Genomic DNA, 26,120 nt, shown 5'->3' on the forward strand with positions numbered 1-26,120 from the left:
GCTGTTGCGCTAGCGGCCCGCCCGCCCCGCTTCCTGCAATTGCCGCCACAGGATCTTGCCCGTGCTGGACTTGGGCAGCGCGTCCACGAATTCAACGATGCGCGGCGCCTTGTAGGCGGCCATGCGGGCGCGGGCCCACGCGATCACCTCGTCTTCGCGCGCGCTGCCCTGGGCCTCGGGCCGCAGCACCAGCAGCGCCTTGACGGTCTCGCCCCGGCACGGGTCGGGCACGCCGATGACGCAGGCCTCGTGCACGGCGGGATGCTCGTACAAGGCGTTCTCGACCTCGGCCGGCCACACCTTGTAGCCCGACGCATTGATCATGCGCTTGAGCCGATCGGTGATGAAGAAATAGCCGTCCTCGTCCACCCGCCCCAGGTCGCCGGTGCGAAAGTAGCGTTCGCCATCCAGCATGAAAAACGCCTCGTCATCGGCAGCCGCGTTGTTCCAGTAACCCAGCATCAGCTGCGCACCGCGTGTGACCAGTTCGCCCACTTGCCCGGCCGGCAATTCTTCAAGCGTAGCCGGGTCCACCACGCGCGTATCGACGCCGAAAGTCGGCACCCCGATGCACTGGCGCTTGTTGCGGTGCATGGGATTGCAGTGCAGGAACGATGCGGTCTCGGTCAGCCCATAGGCTTCGTTGAAGACGATGCCGTAGCGCTCGGCCAGCATGGCCGATACCGCCTCGGGCATGGGCGCGCCGCCGCCGCACAACAAGGCCAGGCGCGACAGGTCATACGATTCGATGTCGGGCTGCGCAAAGAAGTCCACCACCATCGCCGGCGGCGCGGCCCACACGCTGACGCGATGCCGCGCCATCAATTGCGCCGCCACCTGCCGGTCCCAGCGCGGCAGCAGCACGACGGTGGCGCCCAGCAGGATGGGCAGGTTCATGCAATTCTGCATGCCCAGCAGGTGAAACAGCGGCGCCACGCCCATGATGACGGCTTCGGACGTCAGCCCGCGCCACAGCGCCGACCCCGTCACCGCCGCGCCCAGCGTGCCGTGCGTGTGGCGGCAGCCCTTGGGCCGCCCGGTGGTGCCGGACGTGTACGGCAGCAGGCACAGATCGCCCGCGCGCGCCCGGTGCGGTTTGGGCGGCGCGTTGACCGCCAAGGCGCCGTACCAGGGCACGCCGCCCGGCATGTCTAGCTTGTCGCGCGGCGCGGCGATCCAGTCGGGCGGCGGCGTCTGGCCATCACCGCCCGCGCCCAGGTAGTCGGAATAGGCATGGACGATGACGCGTTCCAGCCTGCCGTCTTCGACAAAGCCCGCCAGCCGTGGCGCCAGTTCCTGCGCGGCAAACGCCACGCGCGCACCGCTGTCCTTCAGATAGTGATCCAGCTCATCTTCCGTGCTCATCGCGTTCACCGGCACCGCGACCGCATCGGCGCGCAGCACGGCGTAGTAGGCGATGATGAATTGCGGGCAGTTCTGGCTCAGCAGCAGCACGCGGTCGCCGGCTGCAACGCCCGCGCTGTGTTGCAGATAGCCGGCCATGGCGTCGACCTCGCGCTTCAGGCGCGCATAGTCCAGCACCGTGTCGTAGAACACGATGGCGGGCTTGTCGGGATAGCGGGTGGCCGACGCCTCCAGATTGAAGACGAGGCTGGAGCGGGGCTGGTTGATGTGGGCCGGCAAGCCCTTGGGCCATACCTGGGGCAATACCTTGGGCTCCAACCGAAAATGCGCTTGCTGCATGCGTGTCTCTCTCCGAGTCCCGCGCAAGGTGCCGGCCGCTTTACGCGGCCATGCCCCGCGCGATGATTTCTTTCATGATTTCATTCGAACCGCCGTAGATCTTGCCCACGCGCGCATCCGCGTACATCCGCGCAATGGGCGTTTCCAGCATGTAGCCGTAGCCGCCGTGCAATTGCAGGCATTCGTCGATGACCTGGCAGTTCATCTGGGTGGTCCACCACTTGGCCATCGCGGCGGTGGGCAGGTCCAGCGTGCCCTGCAACTGGCGCGCGATGCAGTCGTCGACAAAGCGCGCGGCGATGGTCGCAACGGTTTCGCATTCGGCCAGTTTGAAGCGCGTGTTCTGCATGTCGATCAGCGCCTGGCCGAAGACCTGCCGCGTCTTGGTATAGGCCACGGTGTCGTCGATGGCGCGCCGCATGGTGGCCACCGCGCCCACCGCGATCAGCAGCCGTTCGCGCGGCAATTGCTGCATCAGCTGCGTGAAGCCCTGCCCTTCGGCCTCGCCCAGCAGGTTGGCGGCGGGCACGCGCACGTCGTCAAAAAACAGTTCGGCCGTATCGCCGCTTTTCTGACCCAGCTTTTCCAGCAACCGTCCGCGCCGAAAGCCCGGCAGATCATCCGTTTGCACCATGATGAGCGACACGCCGCGCGATCCGGCGTGCGGGTCGGTCTTGGCCACCACGCAGATCAGGTCGGCGTGCAGGCCGTTCGTGATGAAGGTCTTGGAACCATTGAGGACGTAGGTGTCGCCGTCGCGCCGGGCCGTGGTGCGCACGCTTTTCAGGTCGGACCCGGCGCCCGGCTCGCTCATCGCGATGGCGCCCACGCGCTCGCCGGTGGCCATGCCCGGCAGCCAGCGCTGCCGCTGCGCCTCGGTGCCGTAGTTCAGGATGTAGTGCGCCAGGATGGCGCTGTGCACGTTGTTGCTAAAGCCATGGACCATGGCGCGCGCCTGCTCGGCCGCCACGATGGCTTCGTGCGCGAAGCTGCCCGCGCCGCCGCCATAGGCCTCGGGCATGCTGACGCACAGCAGGCCCAGGCGCCCGGCCCGTGTCCAGATGTCGCGATCGGCGTGCTGCTGCTTGCGCCACCGTTCTTCGTCGGGCGCGAATTCCTTTTCGAAGATGCGGCGCGTCGCATCCTGGAACAACGCCAGGTCGGCGTCCATCCACGCGGCGCGTGGCGGTTCCATCGGGTTAGGCAGGCGCGTCATGGGCGGCCGCCACCCACGACCAGCACCTGCCCGCTGACGTAGTTCGATTCAGGCAGGCAGAACAGATAGACCGCGCCCGCTGCCTCGGGGGGCGTGCCGGCGCGGCCCAGCGGGATCAGGCTTTCAGCGTTCTTGAGCACCTGCGGGTTGACGCCCACCTTGATCTGGCGCCCCTGGATGTCCAGCGTGGTGTCGCCGTCGGCCACGGCGTCGGTCAGCCGCGTCTTGATCAGGCCGAACGCCACGCTGTTGACGTTGACTTTGTAGCGGCCCCATTCCTTGGCCAGCGCGCGCGTCAGACCATTGATGCCGGCCTTGGCGGCGGCGTAATTGGCCTGGCCGGCGTTGCCCATCACGCCCGAGGTGGACGAGATATTGACCACCTTGCGGAACACTTCGCGCCCTTCGGCGGCCTCGGCCTTGGCGGCTTCGCGGATGAAGCCGGACGCGGCGCGCAGGATGCGGAACGGGGCGGATAGATGCACGGCAAGGATTTCGTCCCATTGCTCGTCCGTCATTTTCTGAATGACGTTGTCCCAGGTGTAGCCGGCGTTGTTCACGATGATGTCCAGGCCGCCGTAGGTATCGATTGCCGCGTTGACGAAACGGTCGGCAAAGCCCGGCGCGGTGACGCTGCCGGGGCATGCCTGGGCCTGGCCGCCCGCTTGGCGGATGCGTGTCACCGTGTCTTGCGCCGGTCCGTCGTCCAGGTCGTTGACGACAACCCTTGCGCCTTCGCGCGCCAGTTTCAGCGCGATCTCCTGGCCGATGCCACGGCCCGAGCCGGACACCAGCGCTACCTTGCCTTCAAGTGTTCCCATCGTTGTTGTCTCCTGACTGGGTGCGGGGCGACGAGTATCGGGTATCGATCCGCCGCCAGATGTTGGATGCGTGTGGCGCTGGCCGCCGTCACGCGGCCTGGTACAGCGTGACGACGCAAGCGCCGCCCAGCCCCAGGTTGTGCTGCAACGCCAGCCGCGCGCCCTCGACTTGCCGCAAGTCGGCCTGCCCACGCAACTGCCAGACCAGTTCGGCGCACTGCGCCAGGCCCGTCGCCCCCAGCGGATGGCCCTTGGACAGCAGCCCGCCGGATGGATTCGTCACCACGCGGCCGCCGTAGGTGTTGTCGCCATCGACAATGAATTTTTCGGCTGTGCCCTCGGGCGTCAGGCGCAGGCCCTCGTAGGTGATCAATTCGTTTGCCGTGAAGCAGTCATGCAATTCGACGACGTCAAGGTCGGCGGGGTCCACGCCCGCGGCCTCGTACACGCGGTCGGCGGCGGCGCGCGTCATGTCCAGACCGACCAGCCGGCGCATGTCGGCGGAGTCGAACGTGGACGGCGTGTCAGTCGTCATGGCCTGCGCGGCAATGCTGACGGCGGGCCGCAAGCCGTGGCGCCGCGCAAACGCGTCCGAACACAGAATGGCCGCCGCCGCGCCGCAGGTGGGCGGGCAGCATTGCAGGCGCGTCAGCGGATCGAAGATCATGGGCGCGTCCATCACTTCGGGCAGCGTGACGGTCTTGCGGAATACGGCGTAGGGATTGCGGGCCGCGTGCTGGCGCGCCTTGACCGAGATGCGCGCGAACGTATCGGCGCGTATGTCGTGCTGCTTCATGTAGTCGCGCGCGGCGCCGCCGAAAAATTGCGCGGCGCGCGGCGTGGCGGCGTCATAGCCCTGCGCGTCGGTCATGGCCGACACGAAGCCGGCAAGTGGCGACGGCCGGTCTTCGTACACGCCTTTCAGCGCGCCGGGCACCATTTGTTCAAACCCCACGGCCAGCGCACATTCCACCGCGCCGCTTTCCACGGCCTGGCGCGCCAGGAACAGCGCCGACGAACCGCTGGCGCAATTGTTGTTGACGTTGAAGACGGGAATGCCGGTCAGGCCCACGCCATACACCACGGCCTGGCCCGAGGTGGAATCGCCATAGACGTAGCCGGCATAGGCTTGCTGCACGGCGTCGTAGGGCACGCCCGCATCGGCCAGCGCTTCTTGCACGGCGCGCATCCCCATCACGGAATAAGGGTCGCTGGCGCCGGGTTTGCAGAACGGAATCATGCCGACGCCGGCCACCCATACTTTTCGATTCATGCGGGGTTCTCCTGAAGTGTGTCGCGGTGGCGGGCTGCGGGTCGGCGGATCGGCGGATCGGCGTGTTTGCAGATTGCAGATTGCGGATTGCCATCGTCACCGACCTTGCCCAGCCCGTAGCTTGGCGGCTTGGCGCGGCGCGCGGCAATGGCCGCAGGCGTCAAACGGATTGGCGGAAAGTGTCAGGGGCCGACGGCGCGCGGCCAGGCGTCGATGCCGGTGCGCAGGCCAGCTGGGTGCGGCGGTATTCGCCGGGAGACACGCCGGTCCATTTCTTGAACGCGCGATGAAAGGTGCTGGGTTCGGAAAAGCCCAGCCGCGCGGCGATGTCCACCAGCGACAGATCCAGACGGCCCAGATATTCAACGGCGGCATCGCGCCGCAGATCGTCCTTCAGTACCTGAAAGCCCTGCCCCTCGTCGCGCAGATGGCGCCTGAGCGTTTGCGGCGTCATCGACAGCTGTGCGCTGACCTGCGCCAGCGATGGAAGGTCCCCCGACAAGTCGTTGCGCAGCAGGCGGCGGATGCGATCGGTAAGCGTGGCGCGGTCTTGATACTTCACCAGCAGGTCGAACGGCGCGTTCGCCAGAAAGGCGTGCAGCGCCTGCGCGTCCTGCACCACGGGCAGGGCCAGCCAACGGGCATCGAGCCACAGGCCGGTGTCGGGCCGGCCGTACCGTACCGGCGCATGAAAGACCTTTTGCGCGTCGGCGCTACGCGCGCCGGCTTTGTAATCCACACCCAGGATGGGCAGGCGGCGCCCCGCCAGCCAGTTGGCCACGCCCAGCGTGAAGAACAGAAACGTGCGCTCACCGTACCACTGCGTGCAGTCCGGCGCACCGCGGGCGTCCAGCACGATGCGCGCGGTATCGCCGCTGACGCACAGCCGCGCGGTGAAGTCGCGCAGCACGCCATGGTAGTAGCGAAACGCCACGCGCAGCGCCTGGCCCACGGTGCCTTCCTGCAAGGCCAGCCGGCAGGCGTGGGCAAAGGCGCCCAGCGGCACCGGATGGCGCCCCATGCCCAAAAAATCGTCACGCGTGGCGCGACGCAACATCCGCAGGATCTGTGCGAACTGGGCCTGCGATACGCGCGCCAGCGGCGCCTGCAACAAGGCGGGCGGCACCTGGGCGCGCCGCAGCACGCGTTCCACGTCCACGCCGCGCGCGCGGGCGCCTTGCAGGATCTGGGCGATGTGCCCCACGGCGATGGTGTGATGCGTCATGGCGGATTCCTACGGCGGGGGCGCGAACCGACTCGGGTCGATGGTAGCGAAAGCCATGCGGCCAAGGAATGCCCGGCGTGAGCATTCCCGCCAAGCGGAATCATCCATTTCGCCATTGGATCGGCGCAAAGCCGCGCCTAGACTGGCTTTTGCCGCTGGCTGGCTGCCTCTTCGTATTTACCGGAGTCCCTCTTTGGATACGCCGAACACCGCCCCGCTTGCGGGCATCAAGGTGCTGGACCTGTCGCGACTGCTGCCCGGCCCGCTGGGCGCGCAGTACCTGGCCGACCTGGGCGCCGACGTCATCAAGATCGAGGACACGCAAGCGGGCGACTACGCGCCGCCCGCGTTGCGCGCCGTGTGCAACCGCAACAAGCGCGGGCTGCGGCTGGACCTGAAGCATCCCGAAGGGCAGGCGGCGCTGGCACGGTTGGCGCGCGACGCCGATGTGGTGGTCGAGAGTTTTCGGCCCGGCGTGACGGCGCGGCTGAAGGCCGACTACGCAACGCTGTCGCGACACAATCCCCGGCTGGTGTATTGCAGCATCACGGGCTACGGGCAGGATGGCCCGCTATGCGATGACGCGGGGCACGACCTGAACTATGCGGCGGTTGCGGGCGTGGCGGACCAGATGGGGTGTGGGCCGGATCAACCGGCCTTGTCGAACCTGCCGGTGGCCGACATTCTGGGCGGCTCGCTGACGGCGGTGATGGGCATCCTGGCGGCGCTGGTCGATGCGCAGCGCACGGGGCGCGGACGCTATGTGGATATCGCCATCGCCGACGGCTTGCTGGCGGGCGCGGTGGTGCCGCTGGCCACGCTGAACGCGCACGGCGCGACGCGGCCCGCCGGCGGCGACACCTTGTCGGGTGCGCTGGCGTGCTATGGCCAATACCGAACGCAAGACGGCCGCTATCTGGCCGTCGCGGCATTGGAACCGAAGTTCTGGGACACGCTGTGCCGCAGGCTTGAGCGGCCGGATCTGCTGGCCTGGCATCGGGATGAAGACGCGAGACGGCAAGCGTGGGTGCGGTCGGAATTGCAGCAACGGTTTGGATCGCACCCGCTGGCGCATTGGCTGCAATTGCTGGACGGCGCCGACTGCTGCGTCGCGCCGGTGCTGAAGCTGGCCGAAAGCCTGGCGCATCCGCACTACGCCGCGCGCGGCATGGTGCACGCGGCGCGGCACCCGGAATACGGAGCCGGCGCGCAGGTGGCCAGCCCGGTAAAGATGTCCGGCTTTCAATTCGCCATCCGACGCCAGGCGCCGCTGCCGGGCGAACACACCCACCAGATCCTGCGCGACGCCGGCTATGACGACGCCGCCATCGCCAGCCTGTCCACGCGCGGCATTGCGCGTTGAGGCGGGCGGGAAGCCGTTGCCGTGCCCCTTGCTGTGACACTAGCCGCGCCTTGCGGTGCCTGTCGCTGTACCCCTTGCCGTGCCCCATAACAAATCAGGACGGAGACAACCATGACGGATTCCTCTCGCAGCAGCATCGCCTTGCCCCGACGCCGCAGCCTGCTCAAGCTGGGGCTGATCTTGCCGGCCACGTTGGGCCTTTGGCGCGGCGCCCAAGCCGCCACGTTTCCGGCACGCCCGATCACGTTGATCGTGCCGTTTCCGGCGGGTGGCGCCACCGATACGCAGATGCGCGCGCTGGCCGTGGCGGCTTCCAAAGAACTGGGCCAAACCGTGGTCATCGCGAACCGCCCCGGCGCGGGCGGCACGTTGGGACCAGCTGCGATGGCGCAGACGGCGACGCCTGACGGCTACACGATCTCGGTGGTGGTGGGCACGCTGTTTCGCTACCCGTTCCTGCAACAGGTGAACTACGACCCGGTCAAGGACTTCACCTACATCGCCTGCATGACGGCCTATTCCTACGGCATCGTGGTGCGCCAGGACGCGCCCTGGAAAACGCTGGACGAACTAATCGCGCACGCGCGCGCCAACCCCGAGAAGATCAGCTACGGCGGCACGGGCGCGGGGGGCTCGGGCCGCATCGCCATCGAACGCCTGTCGCGCTTGACCGGGGCACGGTTCAACTTCATTCCGTACAAGGGCGCGGCCGAAGAAACGACGGCACTGCTGGGCGGCCACATCCAGATGGTGTCGGACGCGGGCTGGGGGCCGATGATCGACACGGGCCGCGCGCGCCTCTTGGCCATCGTCGGCGACGCGCGCGCCAAGCGCGTGCCCGACGTGCCGACGCTGACCGAACTGGGCTACCCCATCGTGGCGACCAACCCTGTCGGTATCGCCGGCCCCAAGGGCATGGACCCGAAGATCGTCGCCGTGCTGCAAAAGGCCTTCCACCGCGCCTCGCGCGACCCCGAGTACAACCGCGCGCTGGACAATGCCGACCAGCCGCACATGCTGATGGACAGCGCCGCGTACACGGAATTTGCAGTCAAGCAGGTGGCCGAGGAAAAACACTTCGTGGCCGAACTGGGCTTGAAGATGCAATAAGGCCGGGCGCAAAAAAGCCGCGCGAGATTTCGCGCGGCGGATGCGGCATGCGGCAACGGCAGCTTAGCGGCCGGCGGCCTTGGCGCTGATGCCGTTGGCCACGCCCATGTCGACCTTGGGCACGTCGCGGATCAGCACCCGCACGTCTTCGCCCGAGATATCGATACTGGTGCACACGGCCTGGTTGAGCGCGGCGATCAGCGCGGCCTTTTTGGCTTCGTCGCGCCCTTCGATCAGCGCCACGTCGACGCGCACCATGCGCTTGCCGATTTCACCGGCCACGATCACGTTTTCAGCGGGCACTTCCTGCAAGACGATGCGCACGCTGGGCAGCGGCGCGGCAATGCTCTGAACGACCGCGTCGGACGCGGCGCGCAACAAGGCGGCCTTCTGGGCGGCCGAGTGGCCTTGCAGGATCTGGACATTCAAAATGGGCATGACGGCTTCCGGTGATTCGAACGGGGAATGCCGGACGCGTGGCCGGCCAGCCATCATAAAACGACTTTGCCCGGCTGCAAGCGGATTGCAACCGGGCAAAGTCGATACGCCCCAAAACAGCGGGGCGCAGGGGTGCGAAAGGGTCAGGCGGCCTGGTCGCGGGGCTCGTGCACGGGTTCGCTTGCCAGATCCATCGCGGCGGGTTCCGCCGTGGCGTTTTCCGTGAGCGCCGGCGTCACCAGTTCAACGACCTTCTTGCGCGACAGCATGCCCAGGAATTCGTCGTCTTCGCCGGTAACGGCAACCGGTTGGTCGCTGTGCACCAGTTGGGCCAGCACTTCGCCCAGGCCGGCGGTGGCCGGCACGGACGCCAGGTCTTCCACGAAACGCGACACATCGCGCACGCCTTCCTGGATGGCCTGCTCGGCCGCCTTGGCGGTCAGCACACCGGCCAGGCGCTTGCCGTCCAGCACCGGCGCGTATTCGTAGTCCATGGCGCGCATGCGGTCCAGCGCGTGCGCCGGACGCGAACGCATCGTCAAGGTCAGGCGCGCGGGGTTGACGGCGTGCGTGGCGTTCAGCACCTTGGTGCGGTTCACGTCTTGCAGGAAGGACTGCACGTAGTCGTTGGCCGGATTCAGCAGGATGTCTTCCGGCGTGCCTTCCTGCACCAGTTCGCCGTCCTTCAGGATGGCGATGCGGTTGCCCAGGCGCAGCGCTTCGTCCAGATCGTGCGTGATGAACACGATGGTCTTGTTCAGCTTGGCTTGCAGTTGCAGCAGCTGGTCCTGCATTTCGCGGCGAATAAGCGGGTCCAGCGCCGAGAACGCTTCATCCATCAACAGGATTTCGGCATCGGTGGCCAGCGCCCGCGCCAGGCCCACGCGCTGCTGCATGCCGCCGGACAGCTGGTGCGGATACTGGTTTTCGAAACCGGCCAGGCCCACCTGCTCAAGCCAGTCGCGGGCGCGCTTCTCGCGTTCGGCCTTGCCCACGCCCTGCACCGTCAGGCCGTATGCGGCGTTGTCCAGCACGGTGCGGTGCGGGAACAGGCCAAAGCGCTGGAACACCATGCTCATCTTCTTTTGACGGAAGATTTCGAGGTCTCGCTTGTTCAGGCTGACGACGTCCACGCCATCGACCAGGATGTGGCCGGCGCTGGGTTCGATCAGGCGGTTGAAGTGGCGGATCAGCGTCGACTTGCCGGACCCGGACAGGCCCATGATGACGTAGATGCTGCCTTCTTCAATCGACAGGCTGATGTCGCGCAGGCCCAGCGTGTGGCCGCTTTCGGCCAACAGCTGTTCCTTGCTCATGCCGCCCTGGGCGGCCGCCAGCCATTTCTTCGGATGCGATCCAAAGACCTTGTAGATGTTCTTGACTTCGATCTTGCTCATCGCTGGCCTCCCATGCGCATGCGCTGTCCATACGATTGCGTGATCCGGTCGAACAGCACGGCCAGCACCACGATACCCAGGCCCGCCAGCAGGCCACGGCCCACTTCCAGGCGGTTGATGCCCAGCAACACTTCATAGCCCAGGCCGCGCGCGCCGATCATCGACGCAATCACCACCATGGACAGCGCCATCATCGTGGTCTGGTTGATACCGGCCATGATGTTGGGCAACGCCAGCGGCAATTGCACGCCAAACAGCTGCTGGCGCGGGTTGGCGCCAAAGGCGCGCGACGCTTCCAGCACTTCGCGGTCGACCAGGCGGATACCCAGGTCGGTCAGGCGGATCAGCGGCGGCACGGCGTAGATCACGGTGGCGATGATGGCGGGAATCTTGCCCAGCCCAAACAGCATCACAACCGGAATCAGGTAGACGAAGCTGGGCATCGTCTGCATCACGTCCAGCACGGGCAGCATGATGGAACGCAGCCAGTTGATGCGTGCCATCAGCACGCCCAGCGGGATGCCGATCAGCACCGACAGGCCGGCGGCCATGATCATCAGCGCCAGCGTCTGCATGCCGGCGTCCCACAGACCCAGCACGCCGATGACGCACAGCAGCGCGCCCATGGCCAGGCTCAGGCCGATGCGGCGGCTGACGCCCCACGCGATCGCGATGGTGACGGCGACGACGGCCCACCAGGGCGAGCTGCGCAGCAACTGCTCCAGCCACACCAGGGCGTGCAGGACCGGCTGAGACAGGGTCTCTAGCGTGTCCGCGTAGTTGGTGACCAGGTGATCGACGAACCCGTCGATCGCCGCCCTGACCTGACGGGCGGGAATAATTTCAGGAAACATAGTTTCGACTCCATTCTTTGGCGCTTTCAGGCGGCCGGTGGCCACCACGCATTCCGGATTCCGGAGGGGCATGCGGCCGGGGCGCATTCTTGACGAAAGCAGGCCACTAAGCAGGCCACATACGGTGCAACGCCTTTTGCTGGCGGCGGGGTAACAAACGCCCGGCCAGCGGCCATCTCAGGGGAAAAAGCCCGATGCAAAGACCGCAACGGGCTTTTTCCCTTAAGGCGGCCGGCCCGCGCCATGACAGCGCGAGGCCGACTTCCGATACGGTTACAGCGCGCTTTGGACGCGCGTGGCGACGTCGGCGGGAACCCACTTGGTCCAGACGTCGGGCTTGTTCTTCAAGAACCACTTGGCCACGGCGTTCGATTCATCACCGGACTCTTCCATGTGGGCCAGGGTTTCGTTGATGACCGGCAGCGGCACCGACACCTTGGACAGGAACTCGGTCAGCGTGGGCGCTTCTTCCGAGAACTTGGTGTTCACCGCCGTGAAGACGGGGTTGTCCGGGTAGGCGCTGGGCTCGGGCTTGGCGCACTTGGTCGAGGTCAGGCACTTGTGCTTTTCGGCATCGTAAGGCGGCATGTCGAGCTTGACCAGATCCATCGCGCCCACCAGCGGCGTGGGGGACCAGTAATAGAACACCACGTTCTGCTTGCGCTTGTAGGCCGACATCAGCGCGGCTTTCTGCGCGGCGCCCGTGCCGGGCGAGTACAGGGTGTAGGTGTCGTCCAGCTTCAAGGCGTGGAACAGGTTGTTGCTGGTGACTTCGCAACCCCAGCCCGCCGGGCAGCCGTAGAAACGGCCCTTGCCGGGTTCTTCCGGATCCTTGAATTCGTCCTTGAACTTGGGCAGGTCGGCGGCGGACTTCAGTTCGGGCAGGCGTTCAGCGGTGTAACGCGGGATGTACCAGCCTTCGGCGCCCATGTACAAGTCGCCGATGCGCTTGACCTTGCCGGTCTTTTGCGCGCGGTCCCAGGGGTCCGCCACGCTGTTCAGCCAGATTTCGGTATTGATATCCAGATCGCCGCGCTCCAGCGCGGCCAGGGCGGGCAGCGTTTCCGTCGGCAGGGTTTCGGTCTTGCAACCGTAGCCCTTTTCCATGATGAAACGTTCGACATCGACCAGAACCAGGTTGGATTCCCAGTTCATGGCGCCGAAATTGACCGGGCGCTTGATTTCACACTGCGGAGCGTCGGCGGCTTGGGCCGCGCCGGCAAATGCAAACATAACGGCCGCGGCGGCCAGGGTCTTGACAGGGGTAAAACGCATTGGCTTTTTGCCTCCATAGGTTCAAGGACACACGCCGGGTCTGGCCCGGAAGTGCCGTGGAGCTAAGGGGGTTGTGCGGAAGACGGGCAGAACCGCCAATACAAACCGACACTAGCGACAAGAACAACCGCAAAGGCGCGGGTTCTTGCAAGACAGGAGTTTCAAAAACATGGTTTTTGAAAACCCACAGAAATTGAACAAAACTGAACGAAGAAGGCAGCATCTTAAACGAAATTGCTGCGCTGCCCAAGTGCAAGCCTGAATAAGTCAGATACATTCCCGGCCGAAAAGCTACGGGATTACCCTTGTCGATCAGGGGTGGTTTATGAATTTCCCCTGGGGAATATTGGTATCAAATAGCCGATACATTCAGTTAATATTTTAATCTTATCAGTACATACAACGCGTTCCAGCGGCCCGAAAAGCGCGTTCCGGTCCGCGGTCGAAGGCTTTTTATTGTCCTTTTTCAGCTTGTATTCAGCGGGAAGTCAACGACCGACTGGTCAGCGGGCCGGGCTTTCGAAGTCGCCATACATGTAGTCGCGACGCCATGGGTAGGCCAGGTCGCCCGGGTTGTCCAATTCGTCGGCGCGGCCCACGGCAGGCGTCTGGCCCAGAATCTGGTGCAGCGCGATCCAGCCGTGCTCGAACGCCATGGCGCAGCCCGCCAGGTACAGGCGGTAGGCACGTAGCGACCGGGCGCCCTCTTCCCCGTGCAGCACCTGCGCCGCTTCGGGCAGCCGGGCTTCCAGCGCATCGCTCCATGCCCACAGCGTGCGGGCGTAATGCGGGCGCAGGTTTTCAACGTCCACCTCTTCCAGGCCGCCATTGGTCATTGCCTGCATGACCACGCTGATGTGCGTCAGCTCACCGCCCGGAAAGATGTACTTTTCGATGAATTCGCCCATGCCGTTGCCCAGTTCGGCGTTGTAGACGCCCGCCGCGGTGATGCCATGGTTCATGATCAAGCCGCCGGGACGCAACAGCCGGCGCAGCTTGGCGAAATAGCCGTCCAGTTGCGCGCGGCCCACGTGCTCGAACATGCCCACCGACGCAATCTTGTCGAAACGGGCGGTTTCATCCAGCTTGCGGTAGTCCAGCAGCGACATGCGGACCCGGCCCGACAGGCCCTTTTCATCGATCAGCTTTGTCACATAGGCGTGCTGGTTGCGCGACAGCGTGATGCCGGTGGCGTCCACGCCATAGTGCTCGGCGGCCCACAACAGCAGCCCGCCCCAGCCCGCGCCCACATCCAGAAAGCGTTCGCCCGGGCGCAGCCGCAGTTTGCGGCAGATGTGATCCAGCTTGGCCTCCTGGGCCTGCGCCAGCGTCATGTCCGGCGTGCGGAAATAGGCGCAGGAATACACCCGGCGCGGGTCCAGCCACAGCGCATAGAAGTCATCCGACAGGTCGTAGTGGAATTCGATCTGCTTGGCGTCGCGCTCGATGGAATGGCGCCACACCGACATCACGCGGCGCACCAGTTCGGTCAACCAGCCGCCGCGCGCGGCCTCCACGGGCGAGCCCGGCAGCAACGCCGAGGCGGCCGCCATGACGTCGCGCATATTGCCTTCGATATCGATGCGCCCTTCCACGTAGTCTTGCCCCAGCACGCCGACGGCGCCTTCGGCCAGGTGCACCAGCGCGGCCTTGTCATGCGTGACGAATCGCACGCGCGGATCGGGCGGCCCCACCACCGCGCCATCGGGCAGCACCAGTTGCACCGGCACCGGCAGGGCTTGAAGTTTGCGTTCCACGACAGACAGCAAAGGATTCACGGCATCTCCACTGAACACGACGGGTTGTCGGCGACTTTATCGGAAAAGCGGTGACATTTCCCTGTCAGGTGGCGCGTGATAAAGTCGCTGGCTTGGCGCTGAACGGACGGGTAACCGAGACGCGCGCCCTGTCCCTGCGTTTTACCGCGATCACCATGTCCCCATCATCTGTTTCCCGCAGCGGCCTGCCCGGCTGGCTCATTCTCATGGGCGCGCTGACCGCGATCGGTCCGTTCGCCATCGATATGTATTTGCCGGCGTTCCCGACCATCGCGGCAAACCTGGGCGTGCCGCGCGGCGATGTCGAACGCACGCTGGCCGCCTACCTGATCGGCCTGGCGCTGGCGCAGGTGTTCTACGGCCCGATGGCCGACCGCTTCGGCCGCAAGCCGCCGCTGATGGTAGGCCTGGCGCTGTTCATGATTGCCTCGCTGGGCTGCGCGCTGTCCGGCTCGGTCCAAGCGCTGACCGGCTGGCGCGTGGTGCAGGCCATGGGCGGCGCGGCCGGTATCGTGATCCCGCGCGCCGTTATTCGCGACCACTACGAAACCCACGAAGCCGCGCGCGCGATGTCGCTGCTGATGCTGATCATGGGGCTGGCCCCGATTCTTGCACCGCTGGCAGGCGGGCAGTTGCTGGCCATCGCGTCCTGGCGCAGCCTGTTCTGGATCATGCTGGCAGGCGGCGCAATGCTGATGGTGGCCGTGGCCCGCATCATGAAGGAATCACTGGCGCCCGAACGCGTGGTGCCACTGCGCTGGAGCACCATCCTGCGCAACTATCGCGACCTGTTCCGGCATCGTGGCTTCATGGCGCACAGCCTGGCGGGCGGTTTCGGTCAGGCCGGCATGTTTGCCTACATCATTGGATCGCCGCGTGTCTTTATCGAGCTCTACGGCGTGCAGCCGCAGTACTACGGGCTGCTGTTCGGCACGAATGCGCTGTCGCTGATCGTCTGTTCGCAGATCAGCGCGCGACTGCTGCGCACCTATCAGCCCCGCCAGTTGCAGCGTTACGCGCTGACGTCGCTGGCCATTGCCAGCCTGGTCGCGGTGGGCTTGACGCTGGCCGGTTGGATGACGTTGCCTCTCTTGATGGTGTGCTTGATCTGCTACATGGGCAGCCAGGGCTTCGTGAACCCGAATTCGGCCGCGCTGGCGCTGTCGGACCAAGGCAAGCGCCTGGGCGCGGCGTCGGCGCTATTGGGGACGCTGCAATTGTCCTGCGGCGCGTTGGCCGGCTTTGCCGTCAGTGCCTGGCAGACCGACAGCGCCCTGCCCCTGACCACCACGCTGGCCACGTGCGCGTGCCTGTCCTGGATCTCGGGGCGTGTGGCGCGTTCGCACACCGCCTGACGCACTGCCGCTTGATCTGCCTGCGTTTTTCGTATTAGAATCTACGTCTTCACATGAAGTTTCCCGTGCGGGACTACTATGCTTTGTAGTTCAGCACTCTGACCCCAACCGCGCATTTCGGTACTTTGGCAACAACCCAGGTACACGGCGGATGGCAGGCAGCGGGTATAAGCACGGGGCAGGTTCCACTTGCCCCTCATCCACTAAGACTGGGTGGCCGGCAGCGCAACACAGTGCGCACCAAAAGTGCACTACAGCGCACTACAGCCCGGCGGCTAAAACCCTGTCTACCTCCCCCAAGCGATGCGCGACAAGAACGACATAAAGAGGTGCATCCATGGCACGCGTATGCCAAGTGACCGGCAAAGGCCCGATGGTGGGCAACAATGTTTCGCACGCGAACAACAAGACCAAGCGTCGCTTCCTGCCCAACCTGCAATCGCGCCGGTTCTGGGTTGAAAGCGAAAACCGCTGGGTTCGCCTGCGTGTTTCGGCCAAGGCCATCCGCACGATCGACAAGAACGGCATCGACGCCGTGCTGGCCGAAATGCGTGCCCGCGGCGAACTGGCCTAATCGGCCTCCCCGCCAATCTACATACTAGGAGCACGACATGGCCAAAGGTATCCGCGAAAAGATCAAGCTCGAGTCGACTGCCGGCACGGGTCATTTCTACACGACGACCAAGAACAAGCGCAACATGCCCGAGAAGATGCTGATCAAGAAATTTGATCCGGTCGCTCGCAAGCACGTTGACTACAAGGAAACCAAGCTGAAGTAATTCAGCCGGTTTTCCAGGTAGTGAAAAGCCCCGCCTCGCGGGGCTTTTTTTGTTGGCGCGGAGCGTTTTTTATTATTGCCGCGCGGCAAAGGGGCGTGCTTCAATTGGCCGCTACCCTGCCCCGACCCCTTGCCTGCGATGACCGCCATGCTTCGTCCCTGCCTTACTTTGCTGCGCCGCGCGCTCGCGCCCGCACTCCTGGCCCTGGCACTGACGCCTGTTGGCGCCGCCACCGCCAAGGACAAGGAACCGCCCATACGCATCGGCGAGATCAACAGCTACAAGGCCATTCCCGCCTTTCTGGGCCCCTACAAAAAGGGCTGGCAATTGGCGGTGGAAGAGGTCAACGCCGGTGGTGGCGTGTTGGGCCGGAAGCTGGAAGTGATTTCGCGCGATGACAACGGCAACCCGGGCGATTCGGTACGCGCCGCGCAGGAGCTCATTGCCCGCGAAAAAGTAGAGCTGATCTTCGGCGGCTTTCTGTCCAACACCGGCTTGGCGCTGACCGACTTCGCCAAGCAGCAGCAGGTGTTTTTCCTGGCTGCCGAGCCGCTGACCGACAAGATCACCTGGCAAGAGGGCAACCGCTACACCTGGCGCCTGCGCCCGTCCACCTGGATGCACGTGGCGGCGCTTGCGCCCAAGGCCCTGGCCTTGCGCAAGAAGCGCTGGGCCATCGTCTACCCCAATTACGAATACGGGCAGTCCGCCGTGGCCACCTTCAAGGCCATGATGAAGTCGTTCCAGTCGGATGTGGAATTCGTGGCGGAACAGGCCGTGCCGCTGGGCAAGGTAGACGCGGGCGCCGTGGTGCAGGCCCTGGCCGACGCCAAGCCCGATGCCATCTTCAACGTGCTGTTCGCCGCCGACCTGACGCGGTTTGTGCGCGAGGGCAACACGCGGGGCTTGTTCGAGAACATGCCGGTGGTGTCGGTGCTGTCGGGCGAACCGGAATACCTGGAACCGCTGGGCGCCGACACGCCCGGCGGCTGGATCGTGACCGGCTACCCCTGGTACGCCATCGACACCCCCGCCAATACCGCCTTCGTGGACGCCTACAAGAAGCGCTACAACGAAACGCCCAAGGTGGGCTCGGTGGTGGGCTATGCGTCCCTGATGTCGATCGCCCAGGGGCTGAAAGCCGCCGGCGCCGTGGATACGGAAAAGCTGGTGGACGCGTTTGGCGGCCTCAAGGTGGACACGCCCTACGGCCCGATCCAATACCGCAAGATCGACCACCAATCGACGATGGGCGTCTACGTGGGCGTCACGGCGGTGGAAGACGGCAAGGGCGTCATGAAAGACTTCGCCTACATCGACGGCGCGCGCTTGCAGCCGCCCGATGAGCAGGTGCGCAAGATGCGTCCCGCCAACTGATGAGCCTGTCGGGGCTGCTGTCGCAGCTGCTTAACGGCCTGGCGGACGCCAGCGCCTTGTTCCTGGTGGCCGCGGGCTTATCGCTGATCTTCGGCGTGACCCGCGTGGTGAATTTCGCCCACGGCTCTTTCTACATGCTGGGCGTGTACCTGGCCTGGACATTCACCAACTGGTTCGGCACCGGCCCCGCTTATTGGCTGGGCTTGCTGCTGGCCGCGCTGGTGACCGGGCTGGTCGGCCTGGCCGCCGAATGGTTGGTGCTGAAGCGGCTGTACCGCGCGCCCGAACTGTTTCAACTGCTGGCCACGTTTGCACTGGTGCTGATCATCGGTGATGCGGCGCTGGCCATCTGGGGCCCCGAGGACCTGTTCGCCGCGCGCGCGCCGGGCCTGTCCGGCGCCGTGCAGATTCTGGGCCGGCGCTATCCGCAATATGACCTGCTGCTGATCGCCGCCGGCCCCGTCGTGCTGGGGCTGCTGTGGCTGCTGCTGATGCGCACGCGCTGGGGCCGTTTGCTGCGCGCCGCCTCCGAAAACCGCAACATGCTGGCCGCCCTGGGCGTGAACCAGGCGTGGCTGTTCACGTCGGCCTTCACGCTGGGGGCGTTTCTGGCCGGGCTGGGCGGCGCGCTGGCCGCACCGCGCGTGCCGGCCACGCTGGGCCTGGACCTGGAAATCATCGCCAGCGCTTTTGTCGTGGTGGTGGTGGGCGGGCTGGGCTCGATTCCCGGCGCGTTCCTGGCCGCGGTGCTGATCTGCTCGGTCAAGGCTGTCTTCGTATTCCTGGGCCAGGTCGCCATCGGCCCCTGGGTATTCAACCTGTCCAAACTGACCTTGCTGGCGGAATTTGCCGTGATGGCGGTCGTGCTGGTGGTGCGCCCCTGGGGATTGCTGGGCCAGCCGCCTGCCCCCGCGTCGCACGCCGGCGCGCCGGAACGGCCCATTGCCCCCGCCGGCCCGCGTACGCGTTACGCCTATGGCGCGCTGCTGGTGCTGCTGGCCCTGGTGCCCGTCGCCACGCTGCAATGGCCGTATCTGGGCATCCTGATGACCGAGATCCTGATCGCCGCCCTGTTCGCCGCCAGCCTGCATTTTCTGACCGGCCTGGCGGGCATGACGTCGTTCGGCCACGCCGCCTGGTTTGGCCTGGGCGCGTATGGGGCCGCCCTGCTGCTGAAGCTGGTCGCCATTCCCATGGAAGCCGCGCTGTTGCTGGGCCCCTTCGCCGCGGCGTTCGGGGCGCTGCTGTTCGGCTGGTTCTGCGTGCGCCTGTCCGGCGTGTATCTGGCCATGTTGACGCTGGCTGTGGCGCAGATCCTGTGGGCAATGGCCTATCAGTGGGACGACGTCACCGGCGGCAGCAACGGCTTGATCGGGCTATGGCCGTCGGCGTGGCTGTCGCAAGGCCCGTGGTTCTATTACGTCACGCTGGCGTTGTGCGCCGCAGGCATCGCGTGGCTGCGCCGGCTGGCGTTTGCGCCGCTGGGCTACGCGCTGCGCGGCGTGCGCGATTCGCCGCTGCGCGCCGAGGCGCTGGGCATGGACACCCGCCGCGTGCAGTGGGCGGGCTTTGTCGCGGCGTCCTTCGCGGCGGGGCTGGCCGGGTCGTTGTACGCCTTTTCCAAGGGCAGCATCGCACCGGACGTGCTGGCGGTCAGCCGATCGGTAGACGGGCTGGTGATGGTGTTGCTGGGCGGCCTGCAAACGCTGGCGGGGCCGCTGGTTGGCGCGGCCGCCTACACCTGGCTGCAAGACGTTGCCGCGCGCAGCACCGAGTACTGGCACGCGGTGCTGGGCCTGGCCATCCTGGTGCTGGTCATGGCATTTCCCGATGGCCTGGCGGGCGCCGCCGCGCGCCTGAACCGGAGGCGCGCATGACCTCGCCCACCTCCCCCTTGTTGCAGGTGCAGGGCCTGCGCAAGTCCTTTGGCGGAATCGACGCCTTGGCGGGCGTGTCGTTCACGCTGGACGCCGGCCAGATGCTGGCGCTGATCGGGCCAAACGGCGCGGGCAAGTCCACCTGCTTTAACGCGCTGGGCGGCCAGTTGCGGCCCGATGCCGGATCCGTGCGGCTGGGTGGCCGCGAGTTGGTCGGCTTGTCGGCGGGCAGGATCTGCCAGCTGGGCGTGGGCCGCACCTTCCAGACCGCAGCCACGTTTCGTTCGATGACGGTGAGCGAAAACGTGCAGACCGCGCTGCTGGCGCGCGACCGCCTGCTGTTTCGCGCCTGGCGCCGCGCCGGCCACCACGCGCTGGACGAAGCCATGAGCCTGCTGGCGCAGGTCCACATGGCGGACAAGGCCCACGCGCATTGCGGCACGCTGGCATATGGCGACGTCAAGCGGGTGGAGCTTGCCATGGCCTTGGCGCACCAACCACGGCTGCTGCTGATGGATGAACCCACCGCGGGCATGGCCACCAACGAGCGGCACGCCCTGATGCAGCTGACGCGCCAGTTGGCCGACAGCCGGCGCATCGCCGTGCTGTTCACGGAACACAGCCTGGACGTGGTGTTCAAACACGCGGACCGCATCGCGGTACTGGTGCGCGGAGCTCTGCTGGCCGAAGGCGCCCCCGCCGTCATCGCGGCGGATGAGCGCGTGCGCGCGGCCTACCTGGGTACGGAAACACCCTGATCCGGCGAGGCTTGCGCGGGCGTCTGGCATTCCCAGAATATCCGCGCCTGGCAGCCCGCACAGATACCCCGATCCAACCTGCCGTAGATTTCGCGCAGCGCGGTCGCCTTGTCGGGGTAGATATGGTCCGCCCCCAACCGATCCAGGAATCCCGTGCGGCGCCACATGTCCAGCACTTCGGGCCGGGGGCGGTGGAAATACAGGTCGCCGCCCATCGCGCGCCGCGCGACGAGTTCGTCTTCCCATACCTCGGCGCCGGCCAGATCGATGAAGTTCATGCTCTTGGCCATCACCAGCAAATGGCGCGGCGCATCGGGCGCTTCGCGCAGCTCGTGCAGCCGCTGCGCCACGTGCGCCGCCGCGCCGAAGTAGATGGACCCTTCCATGCGCAGCAATTTCAGCTGCGGGCATTCCGGCAGCGCGTCTGCTTGGTGTGCCAGCACCACGAAGCGCCGATCCGGCCCGCGTGAATCAAAGCCCATCGTGCGCATGGCGGGGCGCGAGGTGCGGTGCAGGTAGGCCATCAGCGACAGCACGGTGCCCAGCAGAATGGCCACTTCCATGCGGATCGTGACGGTGGCGGCCAGCGTCGCGGCGGCAATGGCGCATTCGCCTGGCTGCATCCGGATCAACTGGCGCCAACGCGGGATGTCCAGCAACGTCCATGCCACCAGCAACAACAGCCCCGAGATGGCGGCGTTGGGAATCATGGCCAGCAGCGGGGCGGACAGGGCCACCAGCACCACCAGCAACACCGCCGAAAATACCGCCGCCAGCGGCGTCTTGGCGCCGGCTTCAAAATTGGGAATCGACCGGTTCAACGAACCGCAGGACAAGTAGCAGGAAAAGAAGCCGCCCACGATGTTCGACAGCCCCTGCCCCACGAATTCGCGGTTGGCGTCGATACGCTGACCCGACCGGGTAGCCACCGCCTTGGCAATGGATATCGATTGCGCCAGGGCCACGATGGTCAGCGCGAAGGCCAGGCTCATCAGGTCGGGCAAGGCGCGCCAGTCCACGCTGGGCACATGGAACGGCGGCCACGGCTGCGCGATGGCGCCCACCACGGACACCGGGTCGCCGCCCGCCCTGGCCACCCACGAATTGAACGCCGCTGCCGCCACAGAACCGGCCACCAGGCCCAGCAACATGTAGGGCTTGCGCTTGTCCAGCCGCCGCACCAGCAGCGCCACGCCCAGCGTGGTCAGCGTGACCAGGACGGCGCCGGGATGCACTTGATCCAGATGCGTGCCCACACTGACAAGCAAGGCGCCCGCCCCGTGCGACGCGGGCGACGGCACACCCAGCCCGTCTTTCAAGGCATGCACGGCGATCAGCAGCGCGGCACCGCTGGTGAAACCGAACAGCGCCGACGGCGAAATGAAATGTGCCAACGACCCCAGGCGCAGCGCGCCCACCAGCCACTGCATCACCCCCACCAGCACCGTGACGGCCAGCGCCAGTTCGATATAGCCGGGGCTGCCCGCGACCGCCAGCGGTGTCAGCACCGCGAACAAGGCCAGCGAATTGGCATTGGTCGGACCCGACATCACGTGGCGGCTCGACCCGAACAAGGCCGCGACGATACAGGGCACGATCGCCGAGTACAGCCCGTATTCAGCAGGCAGCCCGGCCAGTGTGGCGAAGGCGACGCCTTGCGGCAGCACCAGCAGCGCGCCCAGCAGGCCGGCGAACAGGTCCGCCCGCAACGTGACGCGGCTGACCTCGTTCACCCATGAACCGAACAGGCGGCTCGCCAGTTTGCTTGCCGCTTGCGTCATCGTGTCGCCTGCTCCATCGTGCCTCCGGGGCGCCAAAAGCCGTCTAGCGTAATCCCTCGCTGGGGTGCGCGCAACGGCCTATGCGCGCAAAAGAGGCATGCGGGAGCTTGCTGCGGATAGGTGGCTTTGGTGGGGTGGCTTTGGTGGGGTGGCTTTGGTGGGGTGGCTTTGGTGGGGTGGCCCCGGATGGGGCGCTACAACGTGCATGGTCAGCGTTGCCGCCTTGGGGCGGACTACTTCAGATATCGCTGCTCAAGTTCGCGCATGGCGGCATCGCCCTGCAACGCGATGATGTCCTTGACCGAAGGCAGATCGGCATCCACGGCGTGTATGCCGCCGTCGCGCCGGATGCGCGCGAACACATCGCGCAAGGCGCCCACCGCCGCGCGGATGGCATGGTTGCCGTAGATCACCAAGCCCACCTTGCCCAACGCCTGAATGTCGGCTTCGCGCAGTTGCGGATATGCGGTCGGCACCAGCACCAGCGGCACGCGGCCGGACCAGGCGGCTATGAACGCCAGGACCTCGTCGGGCGTGCTTTGCTTGGAATGAATCAGGATGGCGTCGGCGCCCGCGGCCTCGTAGGCCAGGGCGCGGGACAGCGCTTCCTGCTGGCCCAAGCCGGCGATCAGCGCCTCGGTGCGGGCGATGACGCAAAAATCCGCGTCCCGCCGCGCGGCGCAGGCGGCCTCGATCTTGCCCTGGAATTCTTCTGTCCGAACCAGTTCCTGCCTGCCGCCGGCGCGCAAGCTGGTGTCCTTGGGAAAGGTCTTGTCTTCCATCACCACGGCCGACACGCCCGCCGCTTCGTACTGCGGCACCATATACGACACGTTGATCGCGTTGCCAAAACCGGTGTCGATGTCGGCAATGACGGGCACGTCCACCGTCGCGGCGATGGCGCGCATCATGTCCAGATGCACGGACGAGGAAAGAATGCTGGCGTCGGGCACCGCGTAGCTGGCGGACAACTCAAAGCCGCTGCCCCAGATGGCGTCAAAGCCGGCGTCGGCGGCCAGACGCGCCGCCATCGGGTTGTGCGCCGACATGGCGTGCATCAATGCGGAATCTTGCAGTTTCTGGCGAAAACGAAGGTTGCGGTTCATGGCATGGCGTCGTCAGGGCGGCGCCCAGCGCGCCGGTTTGACGCATCGTAGCGTCATTTTTCTGAACGGCAATTCAGGGCGCAAGGGCTGAAAGACAGTCGAACCCCGTCGCCGCTCAGCCCGCGTCGCCGCCCCGGCGCACCGCCATGGCGTGCCCGATGGCCGCCAGCGCCTCGTCCGAAATCAGTCGCGACGCCATCGGCAGCAACTCGTCTTCCTCGCGCTGGATATGCGCGGCATAGACCTGCGTGAATTCGCGGACCTGCTCCGCCGGCAAGGTCGCCGGCAGACCCGCCGCGATATCGGATAAGGCCTGGCGCAGCGGCGCCCACAACGTCGCCAGGCGGCGATGGTCGTCCATCAGGCCCGCTACCAACGCATGCAGGCAGACCGCATCCGAACCCGCCATGGAATCGATCAAGGCGGGGAACAGGTCTTCTTCTTCGTCTTCGTGATGGTGCACCGCCGCAGTGTCGAAATACCGGCGCACGCTGGCGGCGGCGGTTTGCGCGGCCTCGTCGCTGCCGTGCACGGGCAGGTGCGCGGCCAGCCGTTCAAGCGTGGCGCACTGGCGGGCGATGCGTCCGTGGCAGGCGGACAGCAGGGCCAATGGGTCATCCGATCCGGGCGCGGGCGCCGGGCCTGCGGGAAAGCTCACCACCATCGCACACCTCCTGCATGTTGCTGCGCCATCAACCAGAATGGCCGCGCCACCACAGTCGAACGCTGTCCCAGGCGCGGCCGGCAAAACCTGCCTCGGCCACCGGTTCCAGCGCCACCACGGGAAACTGCATGGCGGGCTTGCCGTCCACCAGCACGCGCAACGCGCCCACCGTGTCCTGCGCCGCAATCGGCGCCACCAGCGGCAACGTCGGCGTCCACACCGGCTCGACCTTGGCGCCGGCCGGCACGGTCACATAGGCGTCGCGCGCAAAACCGACTTTCAAGCTGTCGCTTTCGCCCTTCCAGACTTCCGGCGTGGCCACGGCCTGGCCGCGCGCGTACAGCTTGATCGTATTGAAACCCTGAAAACCCCACTCCAGCAACTGCCGGCTTTCCTGCGTGCGCAGCTTGTCGGAGGCCGTGCCCACCACCACCGTAATCAGGCGGCGCTGGTCGGTGCCATTGGGCCGCCGCGCGGTGGCCACAATGCAGTAACCGGCGGAATCGGTGTGGCCGGTTTTCAAGCCGTCCACGCTGGGGTCCAGCCACAGCAGCCGGTTGCGATTGGGCTGCGTGATCTTGTTGAAGGTGAATTGCTTGGCGGAGTCGTACGTCTTGTACAGCTGCGGGTAGTCGCGGATGAAGCGCGTGGCCAGGATGGACAAGTCGCTGGCCGTTGAATACGTGCCCGGATCGGGCAAGCCGTGCGGGCTGGCAAAGTGCGTAGCGTGCAGGCCAAGCTTTGCCGCCGTGTCGTTCATGCGCGCCACGAAGGCTTCCACGCTGCCCGAGACCGCCTCGGCCAGCGCAATGGCCGCATCATTGCCCGACTGGACCATCAAGCCGCGCAGCAGGTCGTCCACGCTCACTTTCGAGCCCGGCTCCAGGAACATCTTGGAACTGCCTGCCGGCACTTTCCAGGCGCGCGTGGAAATGACTACCGTTTGGCTGGACGTGATTTCTTTCTTGTTCAGAGCGTCGAACACGACGTAGGCCGTCATGATCTTGGTCAGGGACGCCGGCTCGATGCGCGTGGTGGCCGCGTGCGACGCAATCACCTGCCCACTGGTTTCATCCAACAACAGCCAGGCCTTTGCCGACAACACAGGTTCGGGCATCGGCTGCGCCAGCGCGCTGGACAGGCATGCGGTTGCGACGAGCAGGCTCGCCGCCAATTTCTTCATCAACATATCGGTGCTTGAAATCCATGCTTTTGTTTTTCGCGACGCAATTGGAACACGGGATGCGCGGAAGGTTCAGTGATGCGCGAGGCCACGTCCGCAAGCCATTGCGCGATGGCATTTTTTTGAAGAAACCCTTGCAGGAAGCACTTTTCTGCGTGGAAAACAACAAACAACGGCTGAAATCCCGGCGGAAAACCGCTAGAACGGCTAGTCTTCCGCTATCATCGGGCGCGTGGCGTTAATTGCCGATACCCGGCGCGCGCTGCCCCATGTCCTCAACTACGGATTTTGACCATGGCCACGAAAGCAAAAGCTCCTGCCAAGAAAGTCACCAAGACCGCCGTCAAGGCACCTGCAAAGAAGGCAACCGCCGCCAAGACCGCTGTGAAGCCCGCAGCCAAGAAGGCCGTCGCCGCCAAGAAGGTCGCTGCTGCACCCAAGGCCATCAAGGCTGCAATGAACAAGACCCAGCTGGTCGCTTACATCGTTGAGCAATCGGGCGTTGAAGCCAAGGCCGTCAAGGCCGTGCTGGCCAGCCTGGAAACTTCGGTGCTGGGTTCCGTGGACAAGAAGGGCGCCGGCGAATTCACGCTGCCCGGCCTGTTCAAGGTTGCCGTGCAGAAGGTTCCCGCCAAGGCCAAGCGCTTCGGCAAGGACCCGTTCACTGGCGTTGAGCGCTGGTTCCCCGCCAAGCCGGCTTCGGTCAAGGTGAAGGTTCGCCCGCTCAAGAAGCTGAAGGACGCCGCGCAGTAATTCGCGCGACCATCCGGTCAAGCCGGAAAGGCC

General features: G+C 65.8%; 23 protein-coding genes. 9 read left to right on the forward strand and 14 right to left on the reverse strand.

The annotated features are described in order from the left end of the window. Positions 1 to 9 precede the first annotated feature (9 nt). The 5 genes from AC6LJY_RS13105 to AC6LJY_RS13125 form a co-directional block, all read right to left on the reverse strand. Positions 10 to 1,704 carry a long-chain-fatty-acid--CoA ligase gene (locus AC6LJY_RS13105; protein ID WP_498136118.1) on the reverse strand — a complete coding sequence of 565 codons (1,695 nt, stop codon included), beginning with the start codon at positions 1,702 to 1,704 and terminating at the stop codon, positions 10 to 12. Between the two features lie 40 nt (positions 1,705 to 1,744). After that, a complete protein-coding gene (locus tag AC6LJY_RS13110; RefSeq protein WP_498136119.1) occupies positions 1,745 to 2,920 on the reverse strand; it encodes an acyl-CoA dehydrogenase family protein in 1,176 nt (391 codons plus the stop codon). Next, a complete protein-coding gene (locus tag AC6LJY_RS13115; protein ID WP_314364082.1) occupies positions 2,917 to 3,741 on the reverse strand; it encodes an SDR family NAD(P)-dependent oxidoreductase in 825 nt (274 codons plus the stop codon). The genes AC6LJY_RS13110 and AC6LJY_RS13115 overlap by 4 nt, the downstream gene beginning before the upstream one ends. An 88-nt stretch (positions 3,742 to 3,829) precedes the next feature. Next, the gene (locus AC6LJY_RS13120) at positions 3,830 to 5,014 is read right to left on the reverse strand and encodes a lipid-transfer protein (protein WP_498136120.1); all 1,185 of its coding nucleotides are present in this window, start codon (positions 5,012 to 5,014) and stop codon (positions 3,830 to 3,832) included. 160 nt (positions 5,015 to 5,174) lie between these two features. Continuing rightward, positions 5,175 to 6,239, reverse strand: a complete 1,065-nt coding sequence (locus AC6LJY_RS13125; protein ID WP_314364084.1) for an AraC family transcriptional regulator — start codon at positions 6,237 to 6,239, stop codon at positions 5,175 to 5,177. A gap of 193 nt (positions 6,240 to 6,432) precedes the next feature. Here AC6LJY_RS13125 and AC6LJY_RS13130 point away from each other — a divergent pair, with 193 nt between their 5' ends. After that, positions 6,433 to 7,602, forward strand: a complete 1,170-nt coding sequence (locus AC6LJY_RS13130; protein ID WP_314364085.1) for a CoA transferase — start codon at positions 6,433 to 6,435, stop codon at positions 7,600 to 7,602. A 111-nt stretch (positions 7,603 to 7,713) separates the two neighbouring features. Beyond that, on the forward strand, positions 7,714 to 8,712 hold the full coding sequence (locus AC6LJY_RS13135; protein ID WP_498136121.1) for a tripartite tricarboxylate transporter substrate binding protein: 999 nt from the start codon (positions 7,714 to 7,716) through the stop codon (positions 8,710 to 8,712). A gap of 63 nt (positions 8,713 to 8,775) precedes the next feature. Here AC6LJY_RS13135 and AC6LJY_RS13140 read toward each other — a convergent pair whose 3' ends face one another. The 5 genes from AC6LJY_RS13140 to AC6LJY_RS13160 all read right to left on the reverse strand — a co-directional run bounded on the left by AC6LJY_RS13140 (position 8,776) and on the right by AC6LJY_RS13160 (position 14,454). Further along, entirely contained in the window at positions 8,776 to 9,150 is a 375-nt protein-coding gene (locus AC6LJY_RS13140; RefSeq protein WP_104144184.1) for a tautomerase family protein, read from the reverse strand. Positions 9,151 to 9,293: 143 nt separating this feature from the next. After that, a complete protein-coding gene (locus AC6LJY_RS13145) occupies positions 9,294 to 10,547 on the reverse strand; it encodes a quaternary amine ABC transporter ATP-binding protein (protein ID WP_120156559.1) in 1,254 nt (417 codons plus the stop codon). Continuing rightward, the gene (locus tag AC6LJY_RS13150; RefSeq protein ID WP_104144186.1) at positions 10,544 to 11,401 is read right to left on the reverse strand and encodes an ABC transporter permease; all 858 of its coding nucleotides are present in this window, start codon (positions 11,399 to 11,401) and stop codon (positions 10,544 to 10,546) included. Before AC6LJY_RS13150 ends, AC6LJY_RS13145 begins: the two co-directional genes overlap by 4 nt. 273 nt (positions 11,402 to 11,674) lie before the next feature. Continuing rightward, positions 11,675 to 12,676, reverse strand: coding sequence for an ABC transporter substrate-binding protein (locus tag AC6LJY_RS13155; protein WP_046807273.1), 1,002 nt, complete (start codon positions 12,674 to 12,676; stop codon positions 11,675 to 11,677). 503 nt (positions 12,677 to 13,179) lie between these two features. Continuing rightward, positions 13,180 to 14,454 (reverse strand): class I SAM-dependent methyltransferase, encoded by a 1,275-nt coding sequence (locus AC6LJY_RS13160; protein WP_314364088.1) that lies wholly within the window; start codon positions 14,452 to 14,454, stop codon positions 13,180 to 13,182. 206 nt (positions 14,455 to 14,660) lie between these two features. Here AC6LJY_RS13160 and AC6LJY_RS13165 point away from each other — a divergent pair, with 206 nt between their 5' ends. The 6 genes from AC6LJY_RS13165 to AC6LJY_RS13190 all read left to right on the forward strand — a co-directional run bounded on the left by AC6LJY_RS13165 (position 14,661) and on the right by AC6LJY_RS13190 (position 20,600). Then, positions 14,661 to 15,809 carry a Bcr/CflA family multidrug efflux MFS transporter gene (locus AC6LJY_RS13165; protein ID WP_104144188.1) on the forward strand — a complete coding sequence of 383 codons (1,149 nt, stop codon included), beginning with the start codon at positions 14,661 to 14,663 and terminating at the stop codon, positions 15,807 to 15,809. 337 nt (positions 15,810 to 16,146) lie between these two features. Beyond that, positions 16,147 to 16,383 (forward strand): 50S ribosomal protein L28, encoded by a 237-nt coding sequence (gene rpmB, locus AC6LJY_RS13170; protein ID WP_006385639.1) that lies wholly within the window; start codon positions 16,147 to 16,149, stop codon positions 16,381 to 16,383. Between the two features lie 37 nt (positions 16,384 to 16,420). Further along, entirely contained in the window at positions 16,421 to 16,588 is a 168-nt protein-coding gene (gene rpmG / locus AC6LJY_RS13175) for a 50S ribosomal protein L33 (protein WP_003810296.1), read from the forward strand. Between the two features lie 147 nt (positions 16,589 to 16,735). After that, positions 16,736 to 17,965 carry an ABC transporter substrate-binding protein gene (locus AC6LJY_RS13180; RefSeq protein WP_314364117.1) on the forward strand — a complete coding sequence of 410 codons (1,230 nt, stop codon included), beginning with the start codon at positions 16,736 to 16,738 and terminating at the stop codon, positions 17,963 to 17,965. Continuing rightward, entirely contained in the window at positions 17,965 to 19,842 is a 1,878-nt protein-coding gene (locus tag AC6LJY_RS13185) for an ABC transporter permease (RefSeq protein ID WP_498136122.1), read from the forward strand. The genes AC6LJY_RS13180 and AC6LJY_RS13185 overlap by 1 nt, the downstream gene beginning before the upstream one ends. Continuing rightward, the gene (locus tag AC6LJY_RS13190; RefSeq protein WP_498136123.1) at positions 19,839 to 20,600 is read left to right on the forward strand and encodes an ABC transporter ATP-binding protein; all 762 of its coding nucleotides are present in this window, start codon (positions 19,839 to 19,841) and stop codon (positions 20,598 to 20,600) included. The genes AC6LJY_RS13185 and AC6LJY_RS13190 overlap by 4 nt, the downstream gene beginning before the upstream one ends. On the opposite strand, the gene AC6LJY_RS13195 is transcribed toward AC6LJY_RS13190, so the two are convergent. The 4 genes from AC6LJY_RS13195 to AC6LJY_RS13210 all read right to left on the reverse strand — a co-directional run bounded on the left by AC6LJY_RS13195 (position 20,576) and on the right by AC6LJY_RS13210 (position 25,340). Beyond that, positions 20,576 to 22,381, reverse strand: coding sequence for a SulP family inorganic anion transporter (locus AC6LJY_RS13195; protein WP_498136124.1), 1,806 nt, complete (start codon positions 22,379 to 22,381; stop codon positions 20,576 to 20,578). The two genes, AC6LJY_RS13190 and AC6LJY_RS13195, sit on opposite strands and share 25 nt — an antisense overlap. A gap of 233 nt (positions 22,382 to 22,614) precedes the next feature. Then, positions 22,615 to 23,487 carry a phosphonopyruvate hydrolase gene (locus AC6LJY_RS13200; RefSeq protein WP_498136125.1) on the reverse strand — a complete coding sequence of 291 codons (873 nt, stop codon included), beginning with the start codon at positions 23,485 to 23,487 and terminating at the stop codon, positions 22,615 to 22,617. Positions 23,488 to 23,602: 115 nt separating this feature from the next. Continuing rightward, complete coding sequence (locus AC6LJY_RS13205) at positions 23,603 to 24,151, reverse strand: hemerythrin domain-containing protein (protein WP_498136126.1); 549 nt, start codon at positions 24,149 to 24,151, stop codon at positions 23,603 to 23,605. Between the two features lie 28 nt (positions 24,152 to 24,179). After that, positions 24,180 to 25,340, reverse strand: coding sequence for a D-alanyl-D-alanine carboxypeptidase family protein (locus AC6LJY_RS13210; RefSeq protein WP_082134647.1), 1,161 nt, complete (start codon positions 25,338 to 25,340; stop codon positions 24,180 to 24,182). A gap of 288 nt (positions 25,341 to 25,628) precedes the next feature. Here AC6LJY_RS13210 and AC6LJY_RS13215 point away from each other — a divergent pair, with 288 nt between their 5' ends. Further along, complete coding sequence (locus AC6LJY_RS13215) at positions 25,629 to 26,087, forward strand: HU family DNA-binding protein (RefSeq protein ID WP_046807265.1); 459 nt, start codon at positions 25,629 to 25,631, stop codon at positions 26,085 to 26,087. The last annotated feature ends 33 nt before the right edge of the window (positions 26,088 to 26,120 follow it).

This window comes from Achromobacter sp. RT286_PF, from assembly GCF_059760425.1.

Bases quoted from the DNA above. Each gene is read 5' to 3' on its own strand.
- AC6LJY_RS13135 (WP_498136121.1), top strand. From the start codon at position 7,714: ATGACGGATTCCTCTCGCAGCAGCATCGCCTTGCCCCGACGCCGCAGC.
- AC6LJY_RS13150 (WP_104144186.1), bottom strand. From the start codon at position 11,401: ATGTTTCCTGAAATTATTCCCGCCCGTCAGGTCAGGGCGGCGATCGAC.
- AC6LJY_RS13200 (WP_498136125.1), bottom strand. From the start codon at position 23,487: ATGAACCGCAACCTTCGTTTTCGCCAGAAACTGCAAGATTCCGCATTG.
- AC6LJY_RS13145 (WP_120156559.1), bottom strand. From the start codon at position 10,547: ATGAGCAAGATCGAAGTCAAGAACATCTACAAGGTCTTTGGATCGCAT.
- AC6LJY_RS13105 (WP_498136118.1), bottom strand. From the start codon at position 1,704: ATGCAGCAAGCGCATTTTCGGTTGGAGCCCAAGGTATTGCCCCAGGTA.
- AC6LJY_RS13110 (WP_498136119.1), bottom strand. From the start codon at position 2,920: ATGACGCGCCTGCCTAACCCGATGGAACCGCCACGCGCCGCGTGGATG.
- AC6LJY_RS13195 (WP_498136124.1), bottom strand. From the start codon at position 22,381: ATGACGCAAGCGGCAAGCAAACTGGCGAGCCGCCTGTTCGGTTCATGG.
- AC6LJY_RS13140 (WP_104144184.1), bottom strand. From the start codon at position 9,150: ATGCCCATTTTGAATGTCCAGATCCTGCAAGGCCACTCGGCCGCCCAG.
- rpmG (WP_003810296.1), top strand. From the start codon at position 16,421: ATGGCCAAAGGTATCCGCGAAAAGATCAAGCTCGAGTCGACTGCCGGC.
- AC6LJY_RS13165 (WP_104144188.1), top strand. From the start codon at position 14,661: ATGGGCGCGCTGACCGCGATCGGTCCGTTCGCCATCGATATGTATTTG.
- AC6LJY_RS13190 (WP_498136123.1), top strand. From the start codon at position 19,839: ATGACCTCGCCCACCTCCCCCTTGTTGCAGGTGCAGGGCCTGCGCAAG.
- AC6LJY_RS13210 (WP_082134647.1), bottom strand. From the start codon at position 25,340: ATGTTGATGAAGAAATTGGCGGCGAGCCTGCTCGTCGCAACCGCATGC.
- AC6LJY_RS13180 (WP_314364117.1), top strand. From the start codon at position 16,736: ATGCTTCGTCCCTGCCTTACTTTGCTGCGCCGCGCGCTCGCGCCCGCA.
- AC6LJY_RS13155 (WP_046807273.1), bottom strand. From the start codon at position 12,676: ATGCGTTTTACCCCTGTCAAGACCCTGGCCGCCGCGGCCGTTATGTTT.
- AC6LJY_RS13115 (WP_314364082.1), bottom strand. From the start codon at position 3,741: ATGGGAACACTTGAAGGCAAGGTAGCGCTGGTGTCCGGCTCGGGCCGT.
- AC6LJY_RS13215 (WP_046807265.1), top strand. From the start codon at position 25,629: ATGGCCACGAAAGCAAAAGCTCCTGCCAAGAAAGTCACCAAGACCGCC.
- AC6LJY_RS13185 (WP_498136122.1), top strand. From the start codon at position 17,965: ATGAGCCTGTCGGGGCTGCTGTCGCAGCTGCTTAACGGCCTGGCGGAC.
- AC6LJY_RS13205 (WP_498136126.1), bottom strand. From the start codon at position 24,151: ATGGTGGTGAGCTTTCCCGCAGGCCCGGCGCCCGCGCCCGGATCGGAT.
- rpmB (WP_006385639.1), top strand. From the start codon at position 16,147: ATGGCACGCGTATGCCAAGTGACCGGCAAAGGCCCGATGGTGGGCAAC.
- AC6LJY_RS13125 (WP_314364084.1), bottom strand. From the start codon at position 6,239: ATGACGCATCACACCATCGCCGTGGGGCACATCGCCCAGATCCTGCAA.
- AC6LJY_RS13120 (WP_498136120.1), bottom strand. From the start codon at position 5,014: ATGAATCGAAAAGTATGGGTGGCCGGCGTCGGCATGATTCCGTTCTGC.